This window comes from Massilia sp. FBCC-B171 (genome assembly GCF_059134155.1).
The window spans coordinates 3,579,388-3,592,272 of the sequence record NZ_CP101443.1; the positions used below are offsets into that span (position 1 = coordinate 3,579,388).

At 63.9% G+C, this 12,885-nt stretch carries 14 protein-coding genes; 11 read left to right on the top strand and 3 right to left on the bottom strand.

Translation table 11 applies throughout. From position 1 onward, the window contains the following. Nucleotides 1–241 precede the first annotated feature (241 nt). The 4 genes from NMB41_RS16200 (at nucleotide 242) to NMB41_RS16215 (ending at nucleotide 3,760) form a co-directional block, all read left to right on the top strand. Nucleotides 242–709 carry a hypothetical protein gene (locus tag NMB41_RS16200; RefSeq protein ID WP_494378836.1) on the top strand — a complete coding sequence of 156 codons (468 nt, stop codon included), beginning with the start codon at nucleotides 242–244 and terminating at the stop codon, nucleotides 707–709. After that, nucleotides 709–1,608 (top strand): DUF2145 domain-containing protein, encoded by a 900-nt coding sequence (locus tag NMB41_RS16205; RefSeq protein ID WP_494378837.1) that lies wholly within the window; start codon nucleotides 709–711, stop codon nucleotides 1,606–1,608. The genes NMB41_RS16200 and NMB41_RS16205 overlap by 1 nt, the downstream gene beginning before the upstream one ends. 306 nt (nucleotides 1,609–1,914) lie before the next feature. Then, nucleotides 1,915–2,337, top strand: a complete 423-nt coding sequence (locus NMB41_RS16210; protein WP_494378838.1) for a post-PEP-CTERM-1 domain-containing protein — start codon at nucleotides 1,915–1,917, stop codon at nucleotides 2,335–2,337. Further along, nucleotides 2,324–3,760, top strand: coding sequence for a PA domain-containing protein (locus NMB41_RS16215; protein ID WP_494378839.1), 1,437 nt, complete (start codon nucleotides 2,324–2,326; stop codon nucleotides 3,758–3,760). The genes NMB41_RS16210 and NMB41_RS16215 overlap by 14 nt, the downstream gene beginning before the upstream one ends. Before the next feature lie 65 nt (nucleotides 3,761–3,825). On the opposite strand, the gene NMB41_RS16220 is transcribed toward NMB41_RS16215, so the two are convergent. Together NMB41_RS16220 and NMB41_RS16225 are read right to left on the bottom strand one after the other, a co-directional pair. Beyond that, nucleotides 3,826–5,198 (bottom strand): IS3 family transposase gene (locus NMB41_RS16220; RefSeq protein WP_494378262.1). Its coding sequence is split into 2 segments (ribosomal slippage): nucleotides 3,826–4,724 and nucleotides 4,724–5,198, totalling 1,374 coding nucleotides; the frame shifts between segments, so codons are not numbered across the junction. A 66-nt stretch (nucleotides 5,199–5,264) separates the two neighbouring features. After that, nucleotides 5,265–6,014 (bottom strand): RNA methyltransferase, encoded by a 750-nt coding sequence (locus tag NMB41_RS16225; RefSeq protein ID WP_494378840.1) that lies wholly within the window; start codon nucleotides 6,012–6,014, stop codon nucleotides 5,265–5,267. A 175-nt stretch (nucleotides 6,015–6,189) separates the two neighbouring features. Here NMB41_RS16225 and NMB41_RS16230 point away from each other — a divergent pair, with 175 nt between their 5' ends. From NMB41_RS16230 to NMB41_RS16260, 7 genes are all read left to right on the top strand, one after another. Then, entirely contained in the window at nucleotides 6,190–6,969 is a 780-nt protein-coding gene (locus tag NMB41_RS16230) for an inositol monophosphatase family protein (RefSeq protein WP_494382856.1), read from the top strand. A 211-nt stretch (nucleotides 6,970–7,180) separates the two neighbouring features. Beyond that, nucleotides 7,181–8,590: a DEAD/DEAH box helicase gene (locus tag NMB41_RS16235; protein WP_494378841.1), complete on the top strand. Its 1,410-nt coding sequence runs from the start codon at nucleotides 7,181–7,183 to the stop codon at nucleotides 8,588–8,590. Nucleotides 8,591–8,745: 155 nt separating this feature from the next. Then, entirely contained in the window at nucleotides 8,746–9,546 is an 801-nt protein-coding gene (gene hyi, locus NMB41_RS16240) for a hydroxypyruvate isomerase (protein ID WP_494378842.1), read from the top strand. Nucleotides 9,547–9,600: 54 nt separating this feature from the next. Next, nucleotides 9,601–9,966 carry a VOC family protein gene (locus NMB41_RS16245; RefSeq protein WP_494378843.1) on the top strand — a complete coding sequence of 122 codons (366 nt, stop codon included), beginning with the start codon at nucleotides 9,601–9,603 and terminating at the stop codon, nucleotides 9,964–9,966. A 98-nt stretch (nucleotides 9,967–10,064) separates the two neighbouring features. Beyond that, nucleotides 10,065–10,937, top strand: coding sequence for a hypothetical protein (locus NMB41_RS16250; protein ID WP_494378844.1), 873 nt, complete (start codon nucleotides 10,065–10,067; stop codon nucleotides 10,935–10,937). A 13-nt stretch (nucleotides 10,938–10,950) separates the two neighbouring features. Then, nucleotides 10,951–11,574, top strand: coding sequence for a hypothetical protein (locus NMB41_RS16255; RefSeq protein ID WP_494378845.1), 624 nt, complete (start codon nucleotides 10,951–10,953; stop codon nucleotides 11,572–11,574). Between the two features lie 170 nt (nucleotides 11,575–11,744). Next, nucleotides 11,745–12,107 (top strand): TraR/DksA family transcriptional regulator, encoded by a 363-nt coding sequence (locus NMB41_RS16260; protein ID WP_494378846.1) that lies wholly within the window; start codon nucleotides 11,745–11,747, stop codon nucleotides 12,105–12,107. On the opposite strand, the gene phbB is transcribed toward NMB41_RS16260, so the two are convergent. Next, a complete protein-coding gene (gene phbB / locus NMB41_RS16265) occupies nucleotides 12,104–12,850 on the bottom strand; it encodes an acetoacetyl-CoA reductase (RefSeq protein ID WP_494378847.1) in 747 nt (248 codons plus the stop codon). The two genes, NMB41_RS16260 and phbB, sit on opposite strands and share 4 nt — an antisense overlap. Between the last annotated feature and the right edge of the window lie 35 nt (nucleotides 12,851–12,885).

Sequence of the window (12,885 nt, forward strand, 5' to 3'; positions counted from 1 at the left end):
TAGCATAGTGTACGCCAGCCCGGGGCTGCCGAAACCGCGTGGAACTAGAGGAAATCGTCGGAATGATGGCCGTTCGATCGCATGTGCAAATATGCTTTGCATGTGGGGCTCGCCATGCAAATTTTGTTTGCATCGCGCGACGCGCTGCCGGGTATCGCGGCGCACAGCCGGCGACAAGCCTTCTCAAGCGCGCGGCGGCCTTGTACCATGTCGGCATTGAGCTCTACTACGAAAGCACCACATGACCACTTCCCTCCTCTCGCGCGCCGCCCTGCTGGCCGTCTTCACCGCCGCCTGCGCCCTGCCCGTCCAGGCCGCCAGCACCGCCGCTTCGTCCGCTTCCAGCGCGGGGTCGGCGTCCTCGGGCAGCGTGTCCGATTCGATCGGCTCCTCGAGCGACAGCGGGGGCGACGACAAACGCGTGGCTGCCGGTGAATACCGCGTGATCGACGTCGCCGCCGCACCGGGCAAACCCGGCACCACGCGCATGACCCTGCACGCGGCCGCCGCGGGCGCCAGGCAGGAATTCACCCTCGACGTGCCGAACCGCGCCCTGGCGCAGCGCGCCGTGAAAATGGGCGAGCTGGTGCAGGTCAATGCGCGCGAATACGGCTACGAATTCGCCCACGCCGACAGCAAGCAGGCCTTCTTCCTGGCCCTCGAAGACAACTGGTACCGCGAACTGGGCTCGCAAAAAGTCGCGATCTGATGCGCAAGCGCCATCGGGCGCTGCTGGCGACGTTCGCCTTCTGCGCCAGCGGCAGCGCCTGGGCCGGCCTGCCGGCCTTCTGCGAGCGCGGCAAGGAAATCAGCGCCGCCGACCAGGACCGCGTGCTGCGTTTCGCCGGCATCGTCAAACGTGAGCTGGTGCAGTCTGGCGAGCGCGTCGCCCTGGTCTCGCGCGCCGGTACCGACCTGAGTCGCTTTGGCCTCCTGTATTCGCACGCCGGCATCGCCCTGAAAGACAATCCCGCCAGTCCCTGGGCCGTGCGCCAGCTGTATTACGCCTGCGACGAATCGCGCCCGCGCCTGTTCGACCAGGGCGTGGCCGGTTTTGCGCTCGGCGCCGACGCACCCGGCCGCGGCCATATGTCGCTCGTCTTCCTGCCCGAGGAGGAAGGCGCCCTGCTCGAAACAACCGCGCTCGACAAACCCTTCGCCCTGTCCCTGCTCGCCGGCCGGTACAGCGCGAACGCGTACGCCTTCGGCACGCGCTACCAGAACTGCAACCAGTGGGTGGCCGAGCTGCTCGCCAGTGCCTGGGGACGCCTGGACGGCCGGCATGCCCCGCGCGAGCAGGCGCAAGCCTGGCTGCGCACGCAGGGCTACACGGCGGGGCCCGTCAAGGTCGGATCGCACGCCATGATGTTCGCCGGCCAGTTCGTGCCGCTGCTGCACGTGAACGACCATCCGGTCGAGGACATCCACGCGCTGGCGCTGCAGGTGAGCGTGCCGGAGTCGATCGAGGCTTTTGTGCACGCCAAGGCGCCTGGCGCGCGGCGGGTCGAGCTCTGCCACGACCGCGAGCGCATTGTCGTGCGGCGCGGCTGGCAACCGATCGGCGCCCAGTGCCGGCCTTTGCCGGGCGATGAAGTGATCGCGCTGTAGCGGCACAGTCCTGGCGCGTATTTTTGCCAAATAAAATTCTGCCGCGCAACAAATTTACCGTTTGATATCTCAAGGACGCCACACTTTCGTGGCGAAAATATCATGCGGGCTCGTCATCACAGATTGCGTCATCTCCCTGTATTAGCCAAATAATATTCACGGGTTATTAGTCATAACAATATAAAATTTTTCATCAACATGTTCAATTTGTTTGGCGTGAAAGCTATAGTCGCTTCGAACCGGCGCCAAGACCGCGGAAATAAACGATTCACCGATCGAAGTAAATTTTCCGAGAGACAATTGCACATGCACACCCCCGCATTTACCCTGCGCAGCATCGTCGCCATCGCGGCGATCGCGCTCACCGGTTCGGCGTTCGCCGCCGGACAGGACGGCCAGACCGTTCACAAGGACCCACGCACCGGCAAGATCCGCAACGCGACCGCCGCCGAAGCCAAGGAGCTGAACGACCTGCGCGCCGCCGACCGCGCCGCCCAGAAGGCGGCCCGCAAGGCAGCCGGTGCGCCGGCCGCGGGCGTCGTGCGCCTGCAGCAGAACGGCATCGTCGCCGCCCACGTGGATGAAGAGTCGATCGTGTACTCGGTGATGCGCCGCACTGCGGACGGCAAACTCGAAGCCGATTGCATCCACGGCAAAAGCGCCGCCGAACACGCCTTGCACCACGCAGTGACCACGCCATCCAAGGAGCACCAGCATGAAACTGAATAAGCGCCCGAACCTGACGCTGCTGGCAGCAAGCCTGGCCCTCTCGTTTGCCGCTGCGGGCACCGCCCAGGCAGCCGCGACGATCGTCATCAACAACCTCAACGCGCCTGGCGTCGGCTTCAACGATACGACCCCTGCTACCCCGGTCGGCGGCAATACCGGCACCACGCTCGGCCAGCAGCGCCTGATCGCGTTCACCCACGCGGCCAACATCTGGGGTGCGACGCTCACCACGAACGTGCCGATCGTCATCAATGCCCAGTTCCGTCCGCTGACCTGCACCGCCACCGGCGCCGTGCTCGGCAGCGCTGGCGCCACCCAGGTGTTCGCCGACTTCCCCGGCGCGCCGAAGGCCGGCACCCTCTACTCGTACGCACTGGCAAACAAGCTCTACGGCAGCGAGATTTCGGATACCCCGGGCGCCCAGATCAACGCGAACTTCAATTCCGAGCTGGGCAAGCCGAATTGCCTGGCCGGCAGTTCGTTCTACCTGGGCCTGGATGCCAACGAAGGCAACAACATCGACTTCGTCGCGACCCTGCTGCACGAAATGGGCCACGGCCTGGGCTTCCAGACCTTTACCAATGGCGCAACCGGCGCCCAGTTCGCCGGCTATCCATCGGTGTGGGACCACAACCTGCTCGACAACACGACCAACAAGCTGTGGGTCAACATGACCAATGCCGAGCGCGCTGCCTCCTCGCTCAAGCCTTCGGGCCTGTCCTGGACCGGCGCCCGCGTGACCGCGGCCGTGCCGTCGGTGCTGGCCGCCACGGCCCAGCTGCGCGTCGTCGGCGCCGGCGCCAACGCGCCTGGCGGTGACTTGTACGCGGTCGGCCAGGCCGATTTCGGTCCGAAGCTGGACAACTCGCCAGTGACCGGCCAGATCGCCGCGGTCGCCCTGCAAGCGGACAGCCCGGGCTCTGCCTGCACGCCGTTCAACGCGGCCAATGCCGAAGCGGTGCGCCGCAAGATTGCCCTGGTCAGCCGCGGCACCTGCGGCTTCACGGTCAAGGTCAAGAACGCGCAGGACGCGGGCGCCATCGGCGTCATCGTGGCCGACAACGCACCGGGCGCCGTGACGGGCCTGGGCGGCGCCGATGCAACGATCACGATCCCGGCGCTGCGCGTGACGCAAGCCGACGGCGCCCTGATCGCTGCCGGCCTGACCAAGCCGAACGGCAATACGGCCGGCACCGTGGCCAAGTTCGAGCTGTCGAAGACCTCGCTGTCGGGCGCGGATGCCCAGCGCCGCATCACGATGTTCACGCCAAATCCGTACCAGCCAGGTTCGTCGGTCTCGCACTACAACACGACCGCCACCCGCAACCAGCTGATGGAGCCATCGATCAGCGCCGACCTCACCCACGCGGTGACGGCGCCGACCGACCTGACGTTTGAACTGTTCAAGGACATCGGCTGGTAATCCAACCGGCTTGAATGCAAAAACCGCCTGTTCTGAACTGACCCCATAAAGTTGGACGGTTAAATCTAGTCAGCTGCAAAGGGCTGGGTTCTGTATTGAACAGGACTCAGCCCTTTTAGCTTCATCTTGATGCGGTCGTAATTGTAGTAGCGGATGTAGTTCTTGAGACCGGTTTGCAGTTCGTCGACGCTGCTGAATTTGTTCAGGTAGAAAAACTCCGACTTCAGCACGGCAAAGAAGCTTTCCATGGCGGCGTTGTCCAGGCAGTTCCCCTTGCGTGACATGCTCTGCTCGACGCTCTTCTGCCTTAAGGCCCGTTGGTAGGCCGACATTCGATACTGCCACCCTTGGTCCGAATGCAAGATCGGCTGGTCTCCCGGGTTGAGCTTTTTCAGCGCCTTTTTGAGCATGCTGCCTACCAGGCTAAATTCAGGCCGCTTGGCGGTCTCGAAAGCGATGATCTCGCCGTTGTACAAATCCATGACCGGGGACAAATACAATTTTTCGCCGGCCACATTGAACTCGGTGACGTCAGTCACCCATTTCTGATTGATGCACGTGGCCTCGAAGCGCCTTTGCAGAACATTTGGCGCAGCACTGCCCACTTCTCCTTTGTACGAGCGGTATTTCTTGGGTCGAACCAGTGACTTCAGGCCGAGCTTACCCATCAGGCTTTGCACCGTCTTGTGATTGACCTTCGTACCAAGCTGTCGAATGGCTGCCGTCACGCGCCGGTAGCCATAGCGCCCTTTGTGGCGGGCGAAGAGCGTACCGATCTGCGTTTTCAAGGCTTCGTACTTATCGCCCGTCTGAGCTATTTTCTGTTGATAGTAGAAGGTGCTGCGCGCCAAACCAGCCAGCTTCAGCAGGCCGGCAAGAGGGAAGTGTCGCCTCAGTTCAATGACTACTTGCGCTTTTTGCGCGTTGTCGTCCGCTGCTGTTGCTGCGCTTGAACCAAGGCTCTCAACTTTTTTAGGTAAGCTACCTCCATGCGCAGCTGGTTCACCTCAGCGACCAACTCTTCATGGGTACGGCCAGCTGCATCAGGCAGCGCTTCTGTTTTTGTATCCGGCACTTGAGGCATTTTCTTTGAACGGCCGCGCTTGCGCGGCGTCAGCGTTTCTAGACCGCCCGCATCATAACAGCGCTTCCATCGTCCGATGCATCCAGCGCTGCGAATATTGAATAACGCAGCAGCCTCCGCATTAGAAAGCTCATCGGCCCGCATGCGCTGTATCACTTCAAGTCGGAACTGTGCACTGTAATGGCTGAACTTCTTCTTCAGCCCATCAGCCCCATGGGCGCGGTACAGCTTCACCCAAGTCTCCAGGCTCTTGCGTGGGACATCGTGCAACTCGGCCAGCCGCTGATACCCCATCGTCCCGTGCAGATACTCGCGGACGACTTTGAGCTTGAGTTGCTCATCGTATTTCGTCATGAAAAACCCCCAAAAGTTGTGTCCAACTTTTGGGGGTCAGTTCATTCGCAGGCGGTTTTTTTTGGTCTAGCGCTTCAGGATCTGGCGTGCGATCCCGCGCAGAATATTCACTTCCTCAGTTTCCAACTGCGTGCGCGAAAACAGGCGCTTCAAACGCGGCATCAGCTTCTTCGGATTATCGGCATTCAGGAAGCCGATCGACACCAGCGCCTCTTCCAGGTGCACATACATGCCTTCGATCTCGGTCACGCTCGCCGCACTGCCGTGGAAACCAACCGGCGTTTCCAGCACGCCGTCGCCGATCCCCGCCATCCGGCATTCATAGGCCAGCACCTGCGCCGCCTGCGACAGGTTCAAGGACGAGTAGGCGGGATTGGCCGGAATATTAATCAAGACATTGCACTTCTCGACAATCTCGTTCGGCAAGCCAACCCGCTCGTTGCCGAGGATGAGGGCCGCCTTCACCTCGCCCTGCCCTGCCGCGTGGCCCGCAAACGCGCGCGGCGTCCACACCGGCGGCGAGAATTCGCGCAGCCGGGCCGAGACGGCGGCCGCGAAATTGCAGCCCTCCAGTGCTTCACCAATACTGCCGACGACGCGCGCGTTCTGCAATACGTCGAGCGCGCCGCTGGCAAAGGCGACCGCTTCCGGGTCGTTCACAAAGTCGGCGCAGCGCGGCGAAACGAGCACGAGTTCGGTAAAACCCATGGTTTTCATGGCACGCGCGACCGAGCCGATATTGCCGGCGCGGCTGGTTTCGACGAGCACGAAGCGTAGGCGGGTGAAAAGAGACGTGTCGGAATTTGGCGGGTTCATTTAAAATAGCGCTATCGCGCGGCAACGAGCAATTGAACTTCTGGCATCAAGGGCCGGGATTTTAACGGGTTCCTTGCCGCTTTGCTCTTTAATTCAATTCAATCTCGACGGTGCACGGCGCTTCATGCGCGGTGGGCGTCAGCGTTTTTTTCAGGGAAAAGATCACATGCATCCAATGCTCAATACGGCCATCAAGGCCGCACGCCGCGCCGCCACCGTCATCAACCGCTCGTCGTTCGATCTCGACCGGATCGAAATCTCTGAAAAACAACATAACGATTTCGTCACCGACGTCGACGTGGCGTCCGAGCAGGCCATCGTCGAGACCTTGTTGAAAGCTTACCCCGACCACGCCATCCTCGGCGAAGAGTCGGGCGCCTCGCGCAACCTGAACGACGACAGCGAGTTTGTCTGGATTATCGATCCGCTCGACGGCACCACCAATTTCCTGCACGGCTACCCGAACTACTGCATCTCGATCGCGCTTCAGCACAAGGGCGTGATCACCCAGGCCGTCATTTACGACCCGGTCCGCAACGACCTGTTCACCGCCACCAAGGGCGCCGGCGCCTACCTGAACGACAAGCGCATCCGCGTCAAGAACCACGACCGCATCGGCAAGGCCCTGATCGCCTCCGGCCACGGCGCCGATCCGCGCGCGCTGGCCGAATACCTGCGCATGTACGAAGTCGTCGCTTCGCGCTGCCACGGCATCCGCAGCAGCGGTTCGGCCGCACTCGAACTGGCCAACGTGGCCGCTGGCCGCGTCGATGCCTATTTCGAAAAAGGCCTGAAGATCTGGGATATCGCCGCCGGCTCGCTCCTGGTCACGGAAGCGGGCGGCATCTGCGGCGAGTTCAGCGGCGAGTCCGCCTACCTGAACAAGGGCGACATCATGGCCGCCGGCCCGAAGGTATTCGCCCAGTTGGTGCCACTGATGGTCCCGTTTGCGTAATTAGCGTAAAATAGCGGTCTACCTTGCCGCCGTGACGCAGTGCACACGGCGGTATCCCATGCCTTCCAGTATTTCCACTGCGCAACAAAATCACTATAATGCTCCGGCTTGACGGATGACCACGTTGTAACGTGGCCCGCTGCCCTGCACCTGTTCCGATCCTGGCGCCGCTTGCGCCGGCGGCGGAATCAAACCTTACCAGAAGAAATCAATGACCTTTGCTACCCTCGGCTTGTCCGATGCTATCGTTCGCGCCGTCACCGAACAAGGCTACACCGTCCCGACCCCGATCCAGGCACAGGCGATTCCCGCCGTCCTCGGTGGCGGTGACCTGCTCGCCGGCGCCCAGACCGGCACCGGCAAGACCGCCGGCTTCACCCTGCCGCTGCTGCAGCGCCTGTCGACCGACGCGGTCGGCGCCGCCTTCACCAGCAAGAACTCGCCACGCCGCATCCGCGCCCTGGTCCTGACCCCGACCCGCGAACTGGCGGCCCAGGTCGAGGAAAGCGTGCGCCTGTACGGCAAGTACACCAACCTGAATTCGGCCGTGATTTTCGGCGGCGTCGGCATCAACCCGCAGATCAAGCTCCTGAAGCAAGGCGTCGACGTCCTCGTCGCTACGCCGGGCCGCCTGCTCGACCACGTCGGCCAGCGCACCGTCGACCTGTCGAAAGTCGAAATCCTGATCCTCGACGAAGCCGACCGCATGCTCGACATGGGCTTCATCCACGACATCAAGAAAGTGCTGGCCGTGCTGCCGTCGAAGCGCCAGAACCTGCTGTTCTCGGCCACTTTCTCGGACGAGATCAAGGCCCTGGCCGACAAGCTGCTGAACAACCCGGCCTCGATCGAAGTCGCGCGCCGCAATTCGACCGTGGAAGTGATCGCCCAGAAGATCCACCCGGTCGACCGCGACAAGAAGCACCCGATGCTGTCGCACCTGATCAAGGAAAACGACTGGAGCCAGGTGCTGGTGTTTACGCGCACCAAGCACGGTGCGAATAAACTGGTCGAGCAGCTCGGCAAGGACGGCATCGGCGCGATGGCGATCCACGGCAACAAGAGCCAGACCGCCCGCACCAAGGCCCTGGCCGAGTTCAAGGACGGCAGCCTGCAGGTGCTGGTCGCCACCGACATCGCCGCGCGCGGTATCGACATCGACCAGCTGCCGCACGTGGTCAACTACGACCTGCCGAACGTGCCGGAAGACTACGTCCACCGCATCGGCCGTACCGGCCGCGCCGGCGCCACCGGCGAAGCCGTGTCGCTGGTCTGCGTCGACGAGCACCAGATGCTGAAAGACATCGAGAAGCTGATCAAGCAAACGCTGCCGCGTCACGTGATCCCTGGCTTCGAGCCTGACCTGAACGCCAAGGCCCAGCCGATCCAGCTGCGCAGCGGCGCCCCAGGCCATGGCGGCCGTAGCCGTGCACCCGGCGGTGGCGGCGGTGGCCGCGGCCAGGGCGCACCACGCAGTGCGGCCCCAGCCGGCGGCGCGCGTCCGGCCGGCAACGGCGGCGGTGGCCGTCCAGCCTCGGCTGGCGGCGGCGGCAACCGCGGCGGCAATGCCGGCGCCCCGCGTTCGGCCTCCGCGCCGCGCACGGGCGGCCGTGGCCGCTAAGCGCTTGCGCGAGTCCTTCTGAAGACAGCCCGGAACTCCCGGGCTGTTTTTTTATGCGCATCCGGTCTCGGCTGACCCTACCGCACGATTGGGCGAGGGCTGCATCAAGCGCGACACGGTGCTACGATAACGGGCTAACAACATTCGAGACCGCCATGCCCAAATTCGCCGCCAACCTGAGCACGATGTTCACCGAGCTCAGCTTTCTCGACCGCTTCGCCGCGGCGCGCGAAGCCGGGTTCGACGCCGTCGAATTCCAGTTTCCCTACGCCTGCGAGCCGGAATGGATAGCCGGGCGCCTGGCCCGCTACCAGCTCGAACTCGTGCTGCACAATTTTCCTGCCGGCGACTGGCCGGGCGGCGATCGCGGCATGGCCTGCGATCCGCGCCGCATCAGCGAATTCCAGGACAGCGTCGAGCTCGCCCTCGACTATGCCGACGAACTCGGCGTCAAACAATTGCACTGCATGGCCGGCATCCTGCCGCCGCACGTGCCGCGCGAGCGCGCCCACGCCACCTATGTCGCCAACCTGCGTTTCGCCGCTGCGGCCCTGAATGAAAAAGGACTCGACCTCCTGATCGAGCCGATCAACGACCGCGACGTGCCCGGCTATTTCCTGACCGGTTCGCGCCAGGCTGCGGCCGTGATCCGCGAATGCGCGGTCGACAACCTGTTCCTGCAATTTGATATTTATCATGCGCAGCGCATGGAAGGCGACCTGGCCAATACGCTGCGCGAGCTGCTGCCCCTGATCCGCCACATCCAGATCGCCGATGTGCCGGGGCGGCATGAACCAGGCACGGGCGAGATCAATTTCCCCTACCTGTTCCGCGTCCTGGACAAGCTCGGCTACGAGGGCTGGGTCGGCTGCGAATACACGCCCAAGGCCGGCACGCTCGAGGGACTCGGCTGGCGCGGCCTGCCCATGCCCTCGCCCGCGCTGGCCGGGAACTAGACAAGCCGCACGCGCTGCGGCACCATTGCCTCCTTACCAACAAGGAGAACAATCATGATCCAGGGACTGCGCACCGTCATCTATCCCGTCACCGAACTGGCGCAGGCGGCCGAATGGTACGGACGGGTGCTCGACAAGGCGCCCTATTTCGACCAGCCTTTCTATGTCGGCTTCGAAGTCGGCGGTTTCGAACTGGGCCTGATCCCGGACGGGGTGCCCGGCAGTACCGGCGCCACCGCTTACTGGGGCACCCAGGATGCGCAGGCGGAACTGGCGCGCCTCGAAGGCCTGGGCGCCACCGTCGAGTCGCCGCTGGCGGACGTCGGCGACGGCATCCGTGTCGCCACCGTACGCGACCCGTATGGCAACCTGTTCGGCATCATCGAAAATCCGCACTTCGACCGTGCCAAGGTCGCTTGATTTGACCTAGTAATTGATCCAATGCAACGCCGCTTCCTGCGGCGTTTGCCAGAATGGGGTCTTTCCGTCCGGCATCTTCGCCGGTTCGAGAGGACCCGATGACATCCTTCCGACTTGCCCTCCGCATTTCCTTCGCATCCAGCCTGTTCGCCGCGAACCTGCTGCTGGGCGGCTGCGCTTCGACAAGCGGCCCGGTCAGCCTGGTCGAAGTGCGCGAATTCGCCGACGCCTCGGCCAAGCTTGGTGGTTATGGCGAACTTTCGCGCCGCTACCGCGACACCTATGAGCGCGAACAGCCCTACCTGCCGGCGTCGAGCGACAAACTGGCGCGCGAAAACGACGCCAAGCGGCGCGCCGTGTACGAGGATTTCGTCAGCGTGCAAAAGGCGCTCGTGCTCTACATGCAAACGCTGAGCCTGCTGGCGGGCGACGCCCGCTACGACCTGACCGAGCGCATCGACGACCTCGGCAACGGCCTGAAAGCGAACGCCGAATCGGGCTTGCAGCAGCGCCATGTCGCCGCCTACACGGGTTTAACGCGCCTGCTGACCCGGGCGATTGCCTCGGGCTACCAGAACCGCAGCGTCGAAACCATGGTGCGCGACGGCGATGCCGACGTCCAGACCCTGCTGGAGGCGATGATCTCGCTCACCCGCCTCTACTACAAGACCAACGAGAATGAAAAGAAGACGATCCTCGGCATTTTCGACGTCGAGATTCCTTTCGCCAAGGGCCGCGACGACCGCATGCTGGTCACCCTGGCCAAGGTGCATTACCTGAACAAGGCGAGCGAGTACAAGCTGATCGACCGCCGCTACGACCTGGCCTTGCAGGGATTGACCAAGGTGGCGCTCGGGCACCAGAAGCTGCGCGAAAACCTGCACAAGCTGTCGCAGGAGGACGTCAAGCGCATGCTCGGCAATTACGGACGCGACCTGCGGATGATCCGCGACGGCCTCGCGGCCCAATGACCAGGGAGACTGTATGGCGAACGAAACGAAATCCAAGGGCGATGCCACCGACATGGCGATCGACGCCGTCGCCGGCGCCATGGCCGGCGCCGTCTCGCAAGAGCCCGGCGCCGCCCAGGCAGCTCCCGCCAAGGCCGGGAGCACACCGGCGGCCAAGGCGGCAGGCGCACCGGCGAGCGCCGCCAACGGCGGCCTGGCCAGCGTGGCGCAGATCGTCGAACTGGCCGACCAGCTCTCGGCCTGCGCCGACCAGCTGCACGAACGCATCATGCGCGACATCCGCGCCTACGACGGCGGCATCGTGCCGGCCCATGTGCAGGCCACGGCGCGCGCCTTGCTCGAGGACGAGTTGCTGCTGCGCCAGCGCGCCAACGGCCTGTACGCCGACGCCGCCACCTATGTGGTCAAGTCGCTCGGCAAATCGCAGCAGAACGTGGTGGCGCTGACGAGCGCCGCCTCCGAGAAGATCCGCAAGATCGCCCTGATCGGCGACATCACCGGGCTGGTGGCGGGCCTGCTGCACCTGGCGGGCGCCGCGGCAACCGGCCAGGCCGCCTCGGTGATTGTGGCGCTCGACAAGATCCATACGAATATCAAGGCCATCGAGAGCCACAAGGCGCCGGCCAAGCCTGCCTGAGCCCGCCGCCGCGTTCGTGTGCGGATGCGTGTGCGCCCATGTTCTTTGGGCGCACATCGCGCTACACTAGCCCCACACCAGTTCATGTGGGAGGTCGCAATGAACGGCTTTTCCTGGCTCCGGCCATGCGCATGGCTTTGCGCTGTCCGCCGCTGACGCGCACATTTCCCATGAACACGCTCGATGCAGGCCAGTTGGCCCAGTTGCGCGCCGCGCTCGAAGCGCAGCTCAGCGCGCTCAGCCGCACCGACGAGCCGCCCGTGCTGGACGGCACGCGCGATTTACCCGTTTCCGAAGTCGAAACTTCGCCCGCCGACAAGGCCACGGTACGCCTGTTGAACGATCTTGCACTCGAGGCCGCCGGCCACCACGCGGCACAGATGCAGGTCCTGCGCCACGCCCTGGCGAAATTCGAGGACGGTAGCTACGGCCTGTGCGAGGAGTGCGGCGGCGACATCGGTTTCTCGCGCCTGCAGGCCAGGCCCGAGGCGCGCCTGTGCATCGGTTGCCAGACGCGCCTGGAGCGGCGTTAGCGCATGTGCTGGCCGCCATTGATCGCAATGTCGGCGCCCGTGATGAAGCCGGCGGCCTCGGAGCACAGGTAGCCCACGAGCGCTGCGACTTCGTCCGGCTCGCCGAGGCGGCCGAGCGGGATTTGCGGCAGGATTTTCGTCTGCATGATGTCCTGCGGCACGGCCTCGACCATCTTGGTGCGCAGGTAGCCGGGCGAGACGGTGTTGACGGTCACGCCGTAACGCGCCGTTTCCAGCGCCAGCGCCTTGGTGAACCCGTGCATGCCGGCCTTGGCCGCCGCGTAATTGGTCTGGCCATAGGCGCCGCCGTTCGCGTTGACCGAGGAGATGTTGATGATGCGGCCCCAGCGCTGCGCCGTCATCGGGCCGACGGCCTGGCGGCTCATGTGGAAGACGCTGTCGAGGTTGGTGCGCAGGACGGCGTGCCAGTCATCGAGCGTCATCTTGCGCAGGCTGGCGTCGCGCGTGATGCCGGCGTTATTCACCAGCACGTCGATGCGGCCGAGTTCATCGAACATGGCGGCCATCATCGCTGCGCAGGCACGGTCGTCGGTCACGTCGAGGCGCCAGGCGCGAAAGCGGTAGCCTTCGTCGCGCTGGGCGGCCAGCCAGCCTTCGGGCGAGGGATTCGAGGGCGAATAGGTGGCGGCGACCGTAAAGCCCATGTCCTCGAGCTGGCGGCAGAGTGCCGTGCCAAGTCCGCCCATGCCGCCCGTTACCAACGCAACCTTGTTCTTGTCCATGTCTTCCCCTTGTCATATGCGGCCGGATGGCCGAA